Origin of the sequence: Sulfitobacter sp. M22 (assembly GCF_021736025.1) — a bacterium.
Lineage (GTDB): Bacteria > Pseudomonadota > Alphaproteobacteria > Rhodobacterales > Rhodobacteraceae > Sulfitobacter > Sulfitobacter litoralis.
Genome location: NZ_WMEC01000001.1, coordinates 1,575,538 through 1,590,647 on the forward strand (window position 1 = coordinate 1,575,538; position 15,110 = coordinate 1,590,647).

General features: G+C 58.2%; 16 protein-coding genes. 13 read left to right on the forward strand and 3 right to left on the reverse strand.

Annotation, left to right across the window (positions count from 1 at the left end):
* The first annotated feature begins 16 nt into the window (after nucleotides 1-16).
* The 4 genes from GLP52_RS07845 to GLP52_RS07860 all read left to right on the forward strand — a co-directional run bounded on the left by GLP52_RS07845 (nucleotide 17) and on the right by GLP52_RS07860 (nucleotide 3,522).
* Complete coding sequence (locus GLP52_RS07845) at nucleotides 17-1,072, forward strand: methionine ABC transporter ATP-binding protein (protein ID WP_237272034.1); 1,056 nt, start codon at nucleotides 17-19, stop codon at nucleotides 1,070-1,072.
* Nucleotides 1,062-1,736 carry a methionine ABC transporter permease gene (locus tag GLP52_RS07850; protein WP_237272035.1) on the forward strand — a complete coding sequence of 225 codons (675 nt, stop codon included), beginning with the start codon at nucleotides 1,062-1,064 and terminating at the stop codon, nucleotides 1,734-1,736. Before GLP52_RS07845 ends, GLP52_RS07850 begins: the two co-directional genes overlap by 11 nt.
* A gap of 52 nt (nucleotides 1,737-1,788) precedes the next feature.
* Complete coding sequence (locus GLP52_RS07855; RefSeq protein WP_093734219.1) at nucleotides 1,789-2,565, forward strand: MetQ/NlpA family ABC transporter substrate-binding protein; 777 nt, start codon at nucleotides 1,789-1,791, stop codon at nucleotides 2,563-2,565.
* A 177-nt stretch (nucleotides 2,566-2,742) separates the two neighbouring features.
* Nucleotides 2,743-3,522, forward strand: coding sequence for a potassium channel family protein (locus GLP52_RS07860; protein ID WP_093734220.1), 780 nt, complete (start codon nucleotides 2,743-2,745; stop codon nucleotides 3,520-3,522).
* Nucleotides 3,523-3,584: 62 nt separating this feature from the next.
* Here the strand turns inward: GLP52_RS07860 and rlmF are convergent, their stop codons facing one another.
* Nucleotides 3,585-4,502 carry a 23S rRNA (adenine(1618)-N(6))-methyltransferase RlmF gene (gene rlmF / locus GLP52_RS07865; RefSeq protein WP_093734221.1) on the reverse strand — a complete coding sequence of 306 codons (918 nt, stop codon included), beginning with the start codon at nucleotides 4,500-4,502 and terminating at the stop codon, nucleotides 3,585-3,587.
* A gap of 207 nt (nucleotides 4,503-4,709) precedes the next feature.
* On the opposite strand from rlmF, the gene hmgA reads away from it, so the two are divergent.
* From hmgA to GLP52_RS07910, 9 genes are all read left to right on the forward strand, one after another.
* Nucleotides 4,710-6,071, forward strand: a complete 1,362-nt coding sequence (hmgA, locus tag GLP52_RS07870; protein WP_237272036.1) for a homogentisate 1,2-dioxygenase — start codon at nucleotides 4,710-4,712, stop codon at nucleotides 6,069-6,071.
* The gene (gene maiA / locus GLP52_RS07875; RefSeq protein WP_093734222.1) at nucleotides 6,068-6,721 is read left to right on the forward strand and encodes a maleylacetoacetate isomerase; all 654 of its coding nucleotides are present in this window, start codon (nucleotides 6,068-6,070) and stop codon (nucleotides 6,719-6,721) included. The genes hmgA and maiA overlap by 4 nt, the downstream gene beginning before the upstream one ends.
* On the forward strand, nucleotides 6,718-7,974 hold the full coding sequence (fahA, locus tag GLP52_RS07880; RefSeq protein WP_237272037.1) for a fumarylacetoacetase: 1,257 nt from the start codon (nucleotides 6,718-6,720) through the stop codon (nucleotides 7,972-7,974). The genes maiA and fahA overlap by 4 nt, the downstream gene beginning before the upstream one ends.
* 12 nt (nucleotides 7,975-7,986) lie before the next feature.
* Nucleotides 7,987-8,937, forward strand: a complete 951-nt coding sequence (locus GLP52_RS07885) for an MBL fold metallo-hydrolase (protein WP_093734224.1) — start codon at nucleotides 7,987-7,989, stop codon at nucleotides 8,935-8,937.
* Between the two features lie 23 nt (nucleotides 8,938-8,960).
* Nucleotides 8,961-10,586 carry an FAD-dependent oxidoreductase gene (locus GLP52_RS07890; protein ID WP_237272038.1) on the forward strand — a complete coding sequence of 542 codons (1,626 nt, stop codon included), beginning with the start codon at nucleotides 8,961-8,963 and terminating at the stop codon, nucleotides 10,584-10,586.
* A 2-nt stretch (nucleotides 10,587-10,588) separates the two neighbouring features.
* A complete protein-coding gene (locus tag GLP52_RS07895; protein WP_237272039.1) occupies nucleotides 10,589-10,771 on the forward strand; it encodes a DUF2783 domain-containing protein in 183 nt (60 codons plus the stop codon).
* Nucleotides 10,772-10,847: 76 nt separating this feature from the next.
* Nucleotides 10,848-11,867: a TRAP transporter substrate-binding protein gene (locus GLP52_RS07900; RefSeq protein ID WP_237272040.1), complete on the forward strand. Its 1,020-nt coding sequence runs from the start codon at nucleotides 10,848-10,850 to the stop codon at nucleotides 11,865-11,867.
* A gap of 59 nt (nucleotides 11,868-11,926) precedes the next feature.
* Nucleotides 11,927-12,322: a TRAP transporter small permease gene (locus GLP52_RS07905; protein WP_237273479.1), complete on the forward strand. Its 396-nt coding sequence runs from the start codon at nucleotides 11,927-11,929 to the stop codon at nucleotides 12,320-12,322.
* The gene (locus tag GLP52_RS07910; RefSeq protein ID WP_237272041.1) at nucleotides 12,315-13,625 is read left to right on the forward strand and encodes a TRAP transporter large permease; all 1,311 of its coding nucleotides are present in this window, start codon (nucleotides 12,315-12,317) and stop codon (nucleotides 13,623-13,625) included. Before GLP52_RS07905 ends, GLP52_RS07910 begins: the two co-directional genes overlap by 8 nt.
* A gap of 37 nt (nucleotides 13,626-13,662) precedes the next feature.
* On the opposite strand, the gene GLP52_RS07915 is transcribed toward GLP52_RS07910, so the two are convergent.
* Entirely contained in the window at nucleotides 13,663-14,793 is a 1,131-nt protein-coding gene (locus GLP52_RS07915) for an aminodeoxychorismate synthase component I (protein WP_237272042.1), read from the reverse strand.
* Nucleotides 14,794-15,099 (reverse strand): Dabb family protein, encoded by a 306-nt coding sequence (locus tag GLP52_RS07920; protein WP_208596082.1) that lies wholly within the window; start codon nucleotides 15,097-15,099, stop codon nucleotides 14,794-14,796. It lies immediately after the preceding gene.
* Nucleotides 15,100-15,110 lie beyond the last annotated feature (11 nt).

Below are 15,110 nucleotides of genomic sequence, written 5' to 3' on the forward strand. Positions count from 1 at the left end.
GCAGGCTGGACCGATTATGACAGAACCCAACGGCGCTTCGATCACGTTTGAGAACGTGGGCAAAGCCTATTCCAAATCCGGCGGCACGACTGTCACGGCGCTTGAAGGCGTCTCTTTGGCGATGGAGCCGGGATCAATCACTGGCATCATCGGACGGTCGGGGGGTGGCAAATCGACGCTGCTGCGCATGGTCAACGGGATTGAGCGGCCCACGACGGGCTCTGTTCTGGTGGGCGGGCAGAATGTGGGGGCCGCCAAAGGGGCCAAGCTGCGCGCGATCCGTCGCGATGTTGGGATGATCTTTCAGCACTTTAACCTGCTGGCCTCGCGCACCGTGGCGGGCAACATCGCCCTGCCGCTGGAAATCGCCGGTGTGCCATCATCGCAAATCAAACCACGTGTCGCCGACCTGATCGAACGGGTCGGGCTGACCTCGCACGCCACACGCTATCCGGCAGAGCTTTCGGGCGGGCAAAAACAACGGGTGGGGATCGCGCGCGCACTGGCCACAGGCCCCAAGGTGCTGCTGTCGGACGAGGCGACATCCGCGCTGGACCCCGAAACGACACAAACCGTCCTGTCCTTGCTCAAAGACATCAACCGCGAACTGGGGCTGACCATTCTGCTGATCACCCACGAGATGGCCGTGGTCCGTGACATCGCCAGCCATGTCGCGGTGATCGACAGCGGGCGCATCGTCGAACATGGCGAGACCTATGATATTTTCACCGCGCCACAGCATCCGACCACACGGTCCTTCCTGTCGGGGGTGACCGGCGTCACCCTGCCCGCTTTCGTCAAGGACCGTCTGATGCCAAACCCACCCGCGCAGGGCGGCGAAGAGGTGATCCGCGTGACCTTTGCAGGCCAGCATGCCACCGACCCGATGCTGGCGCGGCTGACGCAGGACATGGGCATTCCGGTCAATATCCTTGCAGGTGCGGTCGAGGAAATCGGCACGCGCCCCTTCGGCAACCTGCTGGTGTCGCTGCCTGTGGCCAAGGCCGCAGAGGCGCGTTCATTTTTGGAAAGCCACGGGCTTATGACGGAGGTGCTTGGCTATGTCGGCTAACCTTATCACCCTACTGATCGAGGCCACGGGCCAGACGCTTTATATGGTCGCCATCTCGGCGCTGCTGGGGACGCTGCTTGGCCTGCCCTTAGGGCTGTTTCTGGCGACATCGCAACGCGGCGAGCTGTTGTCGGCTCCGTGGGTCAACAAAATCCTCGGTCTCGTCGTCAATGCCACACGGTCGGTGCCGTTCATCATACTGGTGGTCGCGATCATCCCCTTCACGCGGATGGTTGCGGGCACGTCGATCGGCACTACCGCGGCTATCGTGCCGCTTACAATTGCCACAGTGCCCTTCATCGCCCGGCTGGTCGAAAACGCGATCCGCGAGGTCGATTCCGGCCTGATCGAGGCGGCGCGCGCCATGGGGGCGACCCCGTTGCAGATCATCCGCAAGGTGCTGCTGCCCGAAGCGCTGCCCGGTATCACGCTTGGCCTTACACTCGCCATCGTTAGCCTGATCGGCTATTCCGCCATGGTCGGCGCCGTGGGCGGCGAAGGTTTGGGCGATCTGGGCATTCGCTATGGGTATCAACGGTTTATGCCCGATGTTATGACGGTCGTTGTGATCATCCTCATCGTGCTGGTCCAGCTTGTGCAATCGATCGGCGAACGCATCGCAGCCGCTGTCGACAAACGCGCCACCAAAAGCGGCGGGCAATAGCGTCCCGTCGCCTCCTCCCCCTACTTCGTTTCCCAGTTAAAGGAGCATACACATGCTACGTCTTGTAACCCTGACATCCACACTTGCCCTGATGGCTACATCCTTGATGGCCGAGCAGATCAAAGTCGGCGTTTCCCCCGGCGAGCACGCCGAAATCATGGAAGAAGTCGCTCGCGTTGCAGAGCCGATGGGCCTTGAAATCGACGTCATCGAATTCTCTGACTACGTTGTGCCAAACCAAGCGCTGGCCGATGGCGACATCGAGGCGAACTCCTTCCAGCACGTGCCTTACCTTGAAGCACAGATGAAAGACCGCGGCTTTGCGCTGGCGGTTGTGGGCAACACGATCACCACGCCCATGGGCGTCTATTCGGACAAGATCACCGACATCGCCAACCTTGAAGAGGGCGCGACCTTTGGCATCCCGAACGATCCCACCAATGGCGGCCGTGCGCTGCTGGTCCTGCAACAACTTGGCATGATCAAAGTCGATCCCGAAGCGGGTCTGGTGCCGACGGTTCTGGACATCATCGAGAACCCCAAAGACCTGTCGTTCAAAGAACTCGACGCGGCGCAGCTGCCCCGTTCGCTGGCGGACCTTGATGCGGCGCTGATCAACACCAACTACGCGATTGCCTCGGGCCTCAGCCCCAAGGAAGATTCCATCGCGATGGAAAGCGCCGATAACCCTTATGTGAACGTGATCGCTGTGCAGAAGGGCAACGAAGACGCGCCTTGGGTCAAAACCCTGCTAGAGGCGTATCATTCGGACGAGATCAAAGCGTTCATCGACGAAAGCTACCACGGGACTGTGATTACATCCTGGTAAGCTAAATGTCGGATACCGCCTGTTGCACGGGCGGTATCCGACGCGGTTGTGCATGGTTCGCAGTGCCCACCGGTGACAGCGCAAACGCAAGCCATTGATATTGGCGGCAGTTGCGCCAATTTGACATGCAGCGGCATGTCGTGTGACCGTCCCCGAAACCAATAACAAGTTGACCCGATGGACGATCTTCGCAGCACGCTTAAATCTTTGTACGACGGTCGCAGCGCCCGCGCGCGGCGATTCCGCTATGGGCTGATCCTGTTTGATTCAATCTCGATCGTCTACTTTATCACCACTGCGGCCCTTACTGCGACGCCCCTTTTCGTCACGCTAAACGCGATCTTTGGCGTGTTCATCGTTCTCGATCTTGCCGCGCGTCTGTGGATTTCGACAAACCTGCGCAAAGAGCTGATGCGCATCTATACGCTAGCCGATCTTGTGGTGGTGATTTCGCTGGTGCTTGCGCCGCTGATGGCCGAAAGCTTTGCGTTCTTGCGGGTGCTGCGCGGGCTTCGACTGATCCATGCGTACCATCTATTGTACGATCTCAGGCGTGAAAGCATGTTCTTTCGCAAACACGAGGATGCGATCCTTGCGGCGGTGAACCTGCTGGTCTTTATCTTTGTCATCACGTCGCTGGTTTTCGTCCTGACCTTTGATGGGGATGCAGGCATCGCGGGCTATGTCGATGCGCTCTATTTCACTGTGGCAACGCTTACAACGACAGGCTTTGGCGACATCACATTGACCACGACGGGCGGCAAGCTGTTGTCGGTTTTCATTATGGTGGTCGGCGTCGCGCTTTTTGTGCAGCTGGCGCGTACAATCTTTCAGCCCGCCAAGGTGAAACACACCTGCCCGGAATGCGGGCTAAGCCGCCACGAGTCTGATGCTGTACACTGCAAGCATTGCGGCACCACGCTCAAGATCGAGACCAAAGGCGACACCAGCGGTTAGGCAGCGCAGGTCGAACGGGCAGCGGGTTCGACCCGACCGTACGGCGCTCCCCCCTAACGCCTTTAAGCTTTCATAAAGGCTGGGCGTTGGTCTTTTCTGATAAAGGACCACGCGATAAACCGACTTGTTTTCTGCCCCTGCGCCATCTCGACAACGTCGCAGTTGGCCACTTTGGCCTTTTTCAGGATTTTATACAGCGTTTGCACATTGTCCTTTTTCGACACGAGCGACGTGAACCACAGACATTGATCGGCATAGGCTCGGCTTTGGTCGACCATATTGGCGATGAACTTTATCTCGCCGCCCGGGCACCAAAGCTCGGCGTTTTGTCCGCCGAAGTTGAGCTTGGCAGAACGTCCCTTGCCAAGATTGGCCCATTTTCGCTGGGTGCCTCTGGCGGCTTTTTCCATCGAGGCGTGAAAAGGCGGGTTGCACAGGCTGACGTGGAAACGGTCGTCGGGCTTTATCACACCGTTAAAGACATCTTCACGGGCAGGTTGCAGCCTCAGGTCCACATCCAGAGTGTTATCGCGGCAAATCTGATGCGCAGATTCAAGCGCCACAGGGTCGATATCCACGCCGGTAAAGTGCCAGCCGTAGGCGCTCTGCCCGGTTAGGGGGTAGACCAAGCTGGCACCGGTCCCGATATCCAGCGCCTTGATCTTCGCCCCGCGCGGAATTTCGTTCCCGTTACTGCGCGCCAGCAGGTCCGCCAGATGGTGGATATAATCGACACGCCCCGGAATCGGGGGACAAAGATAATTGGCGGGAAGATCCCAGACCTCGACATCGTAGTGCGACTTGAGCAGCGCCCGGTTCAGCATGCGAACAGCTGCCACATCCCGAAAATCAATGGTGGTCTCACCCGCGGGGTTGCGGGTCGTGAAGGGCTCCAATTCAGGGAGGCAAGCGACCAAGCGCGCGAAATCATAGCCCTCTTTATGCGGGTTACGGGGGTGTAGATTGGTCTTGGTGGCCATCGAGAAGCCTTTTTTGAAGGGGTGGGAAAGAAGCAAAGCTCTGCGCCCGTCTTACGCCCATGCGCCCCCAGAGTAAAACCAAAGCGAAAGCCCCCGCCCCTCGGGCAGTCCAGCGGGGCAATTATTTTTCACTCTCCCCCAAAAAACCGTTGTTAGTTACAAACGCAACCTTTACGCAGTCGAAGAACCGGACCCATGGAGGCGACGATGACTGATAAAAAATATCCAACCCGCATGACCCAGGCCCCCTCCCTTGCAGGGCCGCACGCGGGATACATGCCCGGTTTCGGCAATGATTTTGAAACCGAAGCGCTGCCTGATGCCCTGCCCCAAGGGATGAACAGCCCACAAAAATGTAACTATGGCCTGTACGGCGAACAGCTGAGCGGGACGGCCTTTACCGCACCGAGCCATCAGAACGAGCGCACGTGGTGCTACCGTATTCGTCCATCGGTCAAACATTCGCATCGCTACGAGAAGATTAATCTGCCGCATTGGAAATCCGCACCCAATATCGTGGACGAGGTGACCAGCCTTGGCCAATACCGCTGGGACCCGCTGCCGCACAGCGACACGCCGCTGACATGGTTGACGGGCATGCGCACGATGACGACCGCAGGCGATGTCCACACACAGATTGGCATGGCGACGCATGTGTATCTTGTGACAGACTCCATGATCGACGCGTATTTCTTTTCCGCCGACAGCGAGATGCTGGTCGTCCCGCAAGAAGGCCGTTTGCGTTTTTCAACCGAGCTGGGAATTATCGACGTCGCGCCGCAAGAGATCGCCATTATTCCGCGCGGGTTGGTTTACCGTGTCGAAGTCCTTGAAGGTCCGTGCCGCGGGTTCGTCTGTGAAAACTACGGGCAGAAGTTCGAACTGCCCGGGCGGGGGCCCATCGGTGCCAACTGCATGGCCAACCCGCGTGACTTCAAGGCCCCCGTGGCCGCGTTCGAAGACCGCGAAGTACCATCGACCGTAACTGTAAAATGGTGCGGCGCATTTCACGAAACCAAGATCGGACAATCGCCGCTGGATGTGGTGGCGTGGCACGGAAACTACGCGCCGATGAAATACGATCTGCGCACCTACTGCCCCGTAGGCGCAGTGTTGTTCGATCATCCTGATCCTTCGATTTTCACCGTTCTGACCGCCCCGTCTGGGCAAGAAGGCACCGCGAACATCGATTTCGTCCTGTTCCGCGAACGCTGGATGGTCGCCGAAGATACTTTCCGTCCTCCTTGGTACCACAAGAACATCATGTCCGAATTGATGGGCAATATTTACGGCCAATACGATGCCAAGCCCAAAGGGTTCATCCCCGGCGGCATCAGCCTGCACAATATGATGTTGCCCCACGGGCCGGACCGGAACGCCTTTGAGGGGGCGTCCAACGCGGATCTCAAGGCCGAAAAGCTCGATAATACGATGTCGTTCATGTTCGAGACCCGTTTCCCGCAGCAACTGACAAAATTCGCCAGCCATGAGGCACCGTTGCAGGATGACTATATCGATTGCTGGGCCGACATCGAAAAGAAGTTCGACGGGACGCCGGGTAAGAAATGAAACTCTATTCCTACTGGCGATCGACCACATCCTACCGCATTCGCGCAGCGCTGAACCTTAAGGGGCTGGCGTATGACGCGGTGCCGGTTGACCTCGTTGCTGGCGATCAGCGCGCGCCCGATTATGTTGCGTTGAACGCCGGCAAGGGCGTGCCAACCTTGGTGCTAGAGGACGGCACGGCGCTGACCCAGTCGATGGCGCTCCTCGAGTATATTGATGCGACATGGCCCGAACCGCGCCTGATCCCCGCTGATGCTTTGCTGCGGGCGCAGGTAATGGCGGTGGCACATACTGTCGCGCTTGATATTCATCCTGTGAACAATCTGCGTCTGATCGGGCAGCTCAGGACCCGTTTTGGTGCGACGCCCGATCAGGCGACCGATTGGATGTGCCACTGGATGAACGAAGGGTTCGCAGCGCTCGAGGCCATGCTGCCAGCCGGCGACAGCTTTGCCTTTGGTGACGCCCCCAACATCGCCGATATCTGCATCACGGCTCAGGTCTATAATGCCCATCGTTGGGGCGTTGACCTGACGCACTTCCCCAAAACCGCGCGTATTGAAAGGCTTTGCCTGAATATCCCGGCCATCGCCGATGCGCATCCCGACACTCAGCCCGACAATCGGACCGACGCGAAAGTAGCCACATGACATTGATGAAAAGCTGGGTAACCAGCGCAAACACGCCCGACACACCCTTCCCTCTGAACAATCTGCCCTACGGCGTATTTTCGGTCGGCGACGAAGACGCCCGCTGCGGGGTCGCGATTGGCGATATGATCCTTGATATGGCAGCGCTTGAAACAGCAGAGTTGATCCATCTGGACGACGACGCCGCCTTCGACCTGCCATTCTGGAATGATGTGATGGAGCTGGGCCCCGACATCTGGGCCAAGCTGCGCGCACGGCTGCACGAAATGCTGGCCGAAGGGTCGGCGGATCAGGCGGCGATTGAACCCTACCTTGTGCCGCTTGCGGATGCGCGACTGCATATGCCGCTGATGGTATCCGAATACACCGATTTTTATGCGGGCCGTCAGCACGCACAGAACATGGGCGCGATCCTGCGCGGGTCGCCAGATCTGCCGGCCAACTGGCTGCACATTCCAGTCGGCTACAACGGTCGCGCATCTTCAGTTGTTGTTTCTGGCACCGACATCCATCGCCCCAATGGCCAATCCAAGGCTCCTGACGCCGATGTGCCGTCCTTCGGCCCCTCTAAACGGTTGGATATCGAGCTTGAGATGGGCGCGATCGTTGGCACGTCTTGTGACTTTGGCACCCCGATCACGGTCGATCAGGCGGATGCGATGATCTTTGGCTATGTGCTGTTGAATGACTGGTCTGCCCGCGACATTCAGGGCTGGGAATATCAGCCGCTTGGCCCGTTTCAGGGCAAGGCTTTCGGTACGTCGATCTCTCCGTGGATCGTCACTGCGGCGGCACTTGATCCCTTCCGGACGGCGACACCAGCGCGTGAAAAGGAACTGCTGCCGTATCTCGACAGCACCATCGACGGCTTGTTCGACATCGAGCTTGAAGTTCTGATGCAACCCGAAGGGGCCGCCAAGGCAACGTCCCTGTCAAAAACCAACTATAGCCGGATGTATTATTCCGCCGCCGAACAGCTGTGCCACCATGCCAGCGGCGGCTGCGGCATGAACTCTGGTGATCTGCTGGGCTCCGGTACGATCTCGGGGCCAGATAAATCCGAATACGGGTCCCTGATGGAGCTGAGCTGGGCGGGGCGCGACCCCTTCACGCTCGACACCGGCGAGACCCGCACATTCATCGAAGACAACGATACGTTGATCCTGCGCGGTGCCGCGAAGGGCGATGGGTATCAAATCGGGTTCGGCACGTGCGAAGGCACGATCCGTCCCGCCGTTAAATTCCCCACATAAAGGACCAAAACAATGGCAAAAGCATTCGCATCCCAAGGGGATCTGTCCGAAAAGAAAATCACCTTCGACGAAGTCGGAGAGGGTCTGTGGGCCTTCACAGCCGAGGGCGACCCGAACTCGGGCGTCATCATCGGCGACGACAGCGTCATGATCGTCGAAGCGCAGGCAACGCCGCGCTTGGCCAATAAGGTCATCGAAAAGGTGCGCGAAGTCACCGACAAGCCGATCAGCCACGTGGTGCTGACCCACTATCACGCCGTGCGCGTGTTGGGTGCGTCGGCTTACGGCGCGGATCAGATCATCATGTCGGACGCCGCCCGCGCCATGGTCGAAGAGCGCGGTCAGGAAGATTGGGACAGTGAATTCCAGCGTTTCCCACGTCTGTTTGAAGGCCATGAATCAATCCCCGGCCTCACCTACCCGACGACCACCTTTAACGACAGCATGACCGTTTATCTGGGCAAACGTCGCGTTGATATCAAACACATCGGTCGTGCGCATACGGCAGGTGATGCGGTTATCCACGTGCCCGACCAGAATGTGATGTTCACCGGCGACATCGTCGAAGACCATTCCGCGTGCTATTGTGGTGACGGGTATTTTGGCGATTGGGGCCAGACGCTTGATAATATCAAAGCCTATGATGTCGATGCCATCGCACCGGGTCGCGGGGCGGCATTGATCGGAAAAGACGCTGTTGAACGGGCGATTGAAAGCACGCGTGACTTTGTCGAAAGCACATACAAACCCGCACAACGGGTCGCCATGAAGGGCGGCACATTGAAAGACGCATGGGATGCCGTGCGCGCCGAGTGTGATCCGAAATTCCACGACTACGCGATCTATGAACACTGCTTGCCGTTTAACGTAAGCCGCGCCTTCGACGAGGCCCGTGGTATCTGGCACCCCCGTATCTGGACCGACAAACGCGATCTGGAAATGTGGGCGCAGTTGCAGGGCTAAGGCCAAGTCTGGGAGGATTACTCATGGTCGACGTCCGCTACGACATCGCGTTCAAACTGTACCCTTACGAAAAGGTCGCAGATCAAGATCTGGCACCTCGACGACACCCTGTGGTGATCGTCGGGGGCGGGCCTGTGGGGATGGCAACGGCCCTTGATCTTGGGCGCAAGGGTACACCTGTTCTGGTGCTCGATGACCACGAAGGCGTCGGGCAAGGCAGTCGCGCCATCTGCTTTGCCAAACGCACGCTTGAAATCTGCGACCGTCTAGGGGCAGCCAAGGGAATGGTCGACAAGGGTGTCGTGTGGAACGTCGGCAAGGTGTTCCACGGCGACAAACGCGTGTTCGAATTTAACCTGTCGCCCGAAGACGGGCACAAGGCACCTGCGTTTATCAACCTACAACAACCCTATTTCGAAAAACACCTCGTAGAGGAAATTCGCGTGGCACAGTCGCAAGGCGCGCCCATCGAAATCCGCGGGCGCAATGGGGTCACCGGTATGGCGCAGCAGGGCGATCATGTGCTGATTGACGTCAATACGCCCGATGGCCCCTACCAGCTTGAGGCGGATTGGGTGATTGCCTGTGATGGGGCGCGTTCGCCCACACGCGATATGCTGGGGCTCAGCTTTGAGGGGCGCGTCTTTGAGGATAATTTCCTCATTGCCGATGTCAAAATGAAGGCTGATTTTCCGACCGAACGCTGGTTCTGGTTTGCCCCCCCTTTCAAAGACAGCGGTGCCTCTGCCCTGCTGCACAAACAGCCCGACGATATCTGGCGTATTGATTTCCAGCTTGGGTGGGACATTGACCGCGCCAAAGAGCTTCGCGTTGAAAACATCCGTGCACGTGTGGATGCGATGCTGGGCGAAAATGCCGAGTACGAACTGGAATGGACCTCGATTTACACATTCCAATGTCGACGCATGGAGAAGTTTCGTCATGGGAACGTGCTGTTCGCGGGGGATAGCGCGCATCAAGTGTCGCCGTTTGGCGCACGCGGCGCGAATTCCGGCGTGCAGGATGCGGAAAATCTGGCTTGGAAGCTTGATCTGGTGGTCAAAGGTCTTGCCCCCGATACGCTGCTGGACAGCTATTCAGAAGAACGGGTGCACGGTGCCGATGAAAACATTCTGAACTCGACCCGAGCGACCGATTTCCTGACCCCCAAGACCGAGATGAGCAAAATCTTCCGCGACGCTGTGCTCGAGCTTGCCCATGCCCATTCTTTCGCGCGGGTCATGGTGAATTCCGGTCGGCTGTCGCTGCCTTGCAGCTATGACGGTCTGTCGTTGAACGGGCCCGATGCGCTGAATGGCCCGACGGTCAGCCGGGTCGGTGCAAATTGCAGCGACGCCCCCCTGAAAGACGGGTTCTTGCTGAATGTTCTGGGGGGAGATTTTACCGTTCTGGCGATCGACACAGAGGTGCCGCAGCTTGCGGATGTTGACGGGATCACACTGAAAACCGTGACGTTGGATACCGGCCGCGACGACGTAAGCGGCGCGATCGCCGCGCGCTATTTGGGCGACGCCCCCAGCGGCATTTATCTGATCCGCCCGGACCAACATGTCGCGGCCCGTTGGGCAGTAGCCAGCGCTGCCGACATCCAGTCCGGTGTGCGCATTGCGACAGGAAGAGGGCAGTGAACATGGAACTCAATCTGAACCCGAATATCAAAGATCCCGACGGGTTTTATGATGAGCTGCTTGGGGCGCACAGCGGGCTGAGCAAGGACGAAAGTGATGCGTTCAATGCGCGGCTGATCCTTATTCTGGCCAACCACGTGGGCGACAGGGCGATCCTGCGCTCCGCGTTGAACGCCGCAAAGTAACACCGTTCGAAACATCGGACATCGCAACATCGCGGCAGGGAGGCCGCGTTGAAACAACCCAAAGGGGGGACTACTCATGACTAAATTCACATCCATCGCGCTGATCAGCGCATTGCTATCGGGCACAGCTGTTGTGCCAGCCTTCGCGGATACCGAACTGGTGTTGTCCAGCTGGCTGCCACCGCGCCACCCGATCGTGGTCAACGCAATCAAACCTTGGGCCAAGGAGGTCGAAGAGGTCACGCAAGGCCGTGTCACCGTGCGGGTTCTGGGCCGTGCCTTGGGCAGCCCACCGGCGCATTTTGACATGGCGAAAGACGGCATTGCCGACATTACCTATGGGCTGCACAGCTTTAGCCAAGACGATCGTTTCGATGCGTCCCAGGTCGGACAGTTCTCCTTTATCGGTGATGACGCCGTGACCGCGTCGCAAGCGTTCTGGACCGTCTACACCGAAGATCTGGGCGCGCGCGACGATCACGAAGGCACCCATCTGCTTAGCCTGTTCGTCCATGGCCCCGGACTACTGCACAACAACGTGCGCCGTATTGAAACGCCCGAAGATTTTAGCGGCCTGAAGATGCGCGTCCCCGGCGGCTATATTGCCGAATTCGTGGAAGACCTCGGTGCGACGCCGTTATTCATGTCCTCTACCGAGGTCTACGAGAAACTGTCGCGCGGCGTGATCGACGGCGCGGCCTTTACCTACGAGGCCCTGACCGCATTCAACCTAACAGACGACATCAAGTATTCGATGACCGTTCCGGGCGGGATCTATAACACGTCGTGGTTTCTGGTGATGAACGAAAAGAAATGGGACGGCATCGGCGCCGAAGATCAAGCCGCGATTGACGCCATCTCGGGTGTTGCTTTTGCAGAGCGGGTTGGCGCGGCATGGGACGCGGCGGACGCAGCGGCCGTGGTCGAGATCGAAGAAGCCGGTATCGAGGTCTATGCCGCACCTGACGCGGTTCTTAACGCCGCGCGCACATCGGCAACCGCCCTAGAGGCAACATGGGCAGAAAGCCTTGGCAGCGAATTTGACGGGCGCGCCGCGTTGGCACGTCTGCGCGAAATCTCTGGTGTTGCTCAATGATCATGCGCCTGTTGGGCCGAGGACTTGAAGTATGTTCAATCGCACTTCTCCTTGGTCTGATGACCGTCACGGGCCTTGATGTAATTGGTCGATATTTCTTGAACGCGCCCTTGAAGGGGGCGTTCGAACTGACCGAAATCCTATTGGCCGCCCTCGTATTCACCGCGCTGCCACTGGTAAGTCGCGCGGGGGAACACGTGGATGTCGACATAGCCACGAGCTTCCTGCCTGCCCGCCTGCAACACGCGCTTTCGCTGGTCATCGCGATCCTGTGCGCGGGGACCTTGCTGTTCTTTGCGTGGCGCTTGGGGCTGCTCAGCCAAGCGCAGGCAAGTGATGGTGCACGGTCGGTGGCCTGGGGCGTCCCCTATGCGCCGCTTGCGCTGCTTGGAGCCTTCATGTGTCTGCTTGCGGCGACCTATGGGATCATAAAAGGGACTGCCAAGAATGATTGAATCGACCGTCGGGATCCTGGTTCTTCTGGGTCTCATCTTTTTGCGGATGCCGATTGCCTTTGCGATGTCGCTGGTGGGCGGCATCGGTTTTGGCCTCATGCGTGACTGGAATGCCGCTGGCGCCATGGTGGGCAATGCGGTGTTCGAAACTGGCCTCAGCTATTCGCTATCCGTCGTGCCCCTGTTCATCTTTATGGGCAATATCTTGGCGCAATCGGGCATCGCGCACGGGTTGTTTGCCGGTGCTGACCGGTTGTTCGGTCGTATGAAAGGCGGGCTGGCCCTTGCCACGATCCTAAGCTGCGGCGGGTTTTCTGCGGTCTCGGGGTCATCGCTTGCGACCGCAGCCACCATGAGCCGCGTCGCCATGCCACCGATGCGAAAATTCGGCTATTCCGATAGCCTCGCCTCCGGTGCGATCGCTGCGGGCGGGACGCTCGGGATCCTCATTCCGCCTTCCGTGATCCTGATTATCTACGGTCTTCTGACCGAAAGCGATATCGGCAAGCTGTTTATCGCAGGGCTTCTGCCGGGGCTGCTTGGGATCATTCTTTATATGGTCGCCGTAGTGGTCGCCGTCAGGCTAAAGCCCGATCTTGCCCCGCCTGTGACGCAGTCGGAACCGATGACGAAACAGGATCGTATCGGCGTATTTGGCACATTGGGTCTGTTTGTCTTCATCATGGGCGGCATCTATGGCGGGTTCTTTACCCCGATCGAAGCCGCTGGCATGGGGGCCATTTTCTCGCTCGTCCTTGCGTTGCTTATCCGGGGACTGAACTGGAGCGGTTTCATCGATGCCTGCCGCCAGACCGTGTCATCGTCGGGTATGATTTTTGCGATCATCATCGGTGCCGAAATTTTCTCGGCGTTTGTGAACTTTGCAGGGTTGCCCGATGGTTTGGTCGATCTGGTCTACACGTATGACCTGTCCGCATGGGGCGTGATCTTTATCATGGTCGCGATCTATCTGATCATGGGCTGCGTCTTTGAAAGCCTGTCGATGATCTTGCTGACCGTTCCTGTGTTCTATCCGGTTGTGAGCCAGCTGGACTTCGGCGGCGGTGTATTGGGCGACCCGGAACTTGTTCTGATCTGGTTTGCGGTGATCGTTGTCGTCGTGACCGAGATCAGCTTGATCACACCGCCTGTCGGTATGAATGTCTTTGTCCTGCGTTCTGTCCTCAAGGACGTTTCGCTGAGCACAATCTTTCGCGGCGTATTGCCGTTCTGGATCGCCGACATCGTACGACTGGCGCTGCTACTGGCGGTCCCGTCGATCTCGCTTGTCCTGCTGACCTAGCCTGCCTCAAGCGACAAGGCACGGGCCGCCAATCGCCCTATAGCTGGGCGAACCGCGATTTTAGCAGTGCTTCGTCATATTCGCTTTGAGCGGTGCTATCGTACACGACCCCGCCGCCGACATTCAGCTTTGCCTGACCGTCGGCGGTGCAGGCCAAGGTCCGGATAGCGACATTGAATTCCATCGACCCATCGGGCGCAATCCATCCGATCGTGCCGCAATAGGCATCACGGGCCGTCGTTTCGAGATCCGAAAGGATCTCCATCGCGCGGATTTTTGGCGCACCTGTAATTGATCCGCAGGGGAAAACAGCCGTCAGGATATCGGTCAGTGTACAGTCGGGACGGATCGTCGCCGTCACCTCCGAGATCATCTGATGCACTGTCGCATAGCTTTCGATCTCGAACAGGGCCGGCACCCGAACGCTGCCTATCTCTGAAATACGGGCGAAATCATTTCGCAAAAGATCCGTGATCATCAGGTTTTCGGCCTGATTTTTCTCGGACGCACGCAGCCACGTCTTAAGCGCTTCATCTTCTGCAGCATCCGCGCCACGGTTGACCGTCCCCTTCATCGGACGGGTGCGCAGCTGGCCTTGGGCCGAAAGCGAGAAAAACAGTTCCGGCGAACGACACAACAGCTTTGCGCCGCCAAGATCAACAAAGGCACCGTAGGGCACGGGCTGCTTTTGTTTCAGCTGCTCATAAAGACGATCAAGACGGCCCTCGTAAGTCGCCGTCATAGGGAACGTCAGATTGGCCTGATAGATATCCCCGTCGCGCAAGTAGCGCTGAATGGTATCAAACGCCGTCTTGTAGGTTGGAAAATCCCACTCCGGTTTGAAACGTCCAAGGCTGGCGTCGCCTGTCGCAACCGGCGCGGGCGGCGCGTCAACCCGATCAAAGACGCCAAAGCGCAGCAACGGTTCGCCCAGGTCTGCCGGCAATCTGCCGCGCAGTTTCGGAATGAGCGCGTAGCCCAGCTCGTAGGAAGCTGTCCCTGCGAGCCATTTTCCGGCTTTGTGTTCGGTCTCTACCGCGCGCAGGGCATCGGCCACCTCGTCGGGGTGCCACGCCTCGATGATATGTGCCGGTCTATGAAACCAAGAGCCGGTTCCAAGTGGCCCTCGGTCAAACAGGATCGACGGACCTTGCGCGGAATGTGCCATTTAGAAATCAGCTGCGATACGCATTTCACGCAGCGGGCGGACAATGTCGATACAGTCTTGGTATATCTGATGCGCCCGATACGCCTTCAACGCAGCCTCATTCTCGAACTCGGCATAGACGATCACATCAACATCATTGGCAAAGCGATCTTCATTCCGGTTCCGCGAAACCTCGAAATGCTTCACTGATGGGATGGTGCCGAGCATGGACAGACCTTCGACAATTTGGTCAATATCTTTGGCGTCTTTGCTGCTGAAAAACACGACATGACGAATGATCTGGCCGTTAGATTTCTTGTCTGACATTTGACTGTTCC

What these genes read in the sequence shown, in the direction of transcription:
- GLP52_RS07895 (WP_237272039.1), top strand. Translation starts at nt 10,589, where the DNA reads ATGGAACTCAATCTGAACCCGAATATCAAAGATCCCGACGGGTTTTAT.
- GLP52_RS07920 (WP_208596082.1), bottom strand. Translation starts at nt 15,099, where the DNA reads ATGTCAGACAAGAAATCTAACGGCCAGATCATTCGTCATGTCGTGTTT.
- rlmF (WP_093734221.1), bottom strand. Translation starts at nt 4,502, where the DNA reads ATGGCCACCAAGACCAATCTACACCCCCGTAACCCGCATAAAGAGGGC.
- GLP52_RS07900 (WP_237272040.1), top strand. Translation starts at nt 10,848, where the DNA reads ATGACTAAATTCACATCCATCGCGCTGATCAGCGCATTGCTATCGGGC.
- hmgA (WP_237272036.1), top strand. Translation starts at nt 4,710, where the DNA reads ATGACTGATAAAAAATATCCAACCCGCATGACCCAGGCCCCCTCCCTT.
- GLP52_RS07855 (WP_093734219.1), top strand. Translation starts at nt 1,789, where the DNA reads ATGCTACGTCTTGTAACCCTGACATCCACACTTGCCCTGATGGCTACA.
- GLP52_RS07885 (WP_093734224.1), top strand. Translation starts at nt 7,987, where the DNA reads ATGGCAAAAGCATTCGCATCCCAAGGGGATCTGTCCGAAAAGAAAATC.
- GLP52_RS07915 (WP_237272042.1), bottom strand. Translation starts at nt 14,793, where the DNA reads ATGGCACATTCCGCGCAAGGTCCGTCGATCCTGTTTGACCGAGGGCCA.
- GLP52_RS07910 (WP_237272041.1), top strand. Translation starts at nt 12,315, where the DNA reads ATGATTGAATCGACCGTCGGGATCCTGGTTCTTCTGGGTCTCATCTTT.
- GLP52_RS07845 (WP_237272034.1), top strand. Translation starts at nt 17, where the DNA reads ATGACAGAACCCAACGGCGCTTCGATCACGTTTGAGAACGTGGGCAAA.
- maiA (WP_093734222.1), top strand. Translation starts at nt 6,068, where the DNA reads ATGAAACTCTATTCCTACTGGCGATCGACCACATCCTACCGCATTCGC.
- GLP52_RS07850 (WP_237272035.1), top strand. Translation starts at nt 1,062, where the DNA reads ATGTCGGCTAACCTTATCACCCTACTGATCGAGGCCACGGGCCAGACG.
- GLP52_RS07890 (WP_237272038.1), top strand. Translation starts at nt 8,961, where the DNA reads ATGGTCGACGTCCGCTACGACATCGCGTTCAAACTGTACCCTTACGAA.
- GLP52_RS07905 (WP_237273479.1), top strand. Translation starts at nt 11,927, where the DNA reads ATGACCGTCACGGGCCTTGATGTAATTGGTCGATATTTCTTGAACGCG.
- fahA (WP_237272037.1), top strand. Translation starts at nt 6,718, where the DNA reads ATGACATTGATGAAAAGCTGGGTAACCAGCGCAAACACGCCCGACACA.
- GLP52_RS07860 (WP_093734220.1), top strand. Translation starts at nt 2,743, where the DNA reads ATGGACGATCTTCGCAGCACGCTTAAATCTTTGTACGACGGTCGCAGC.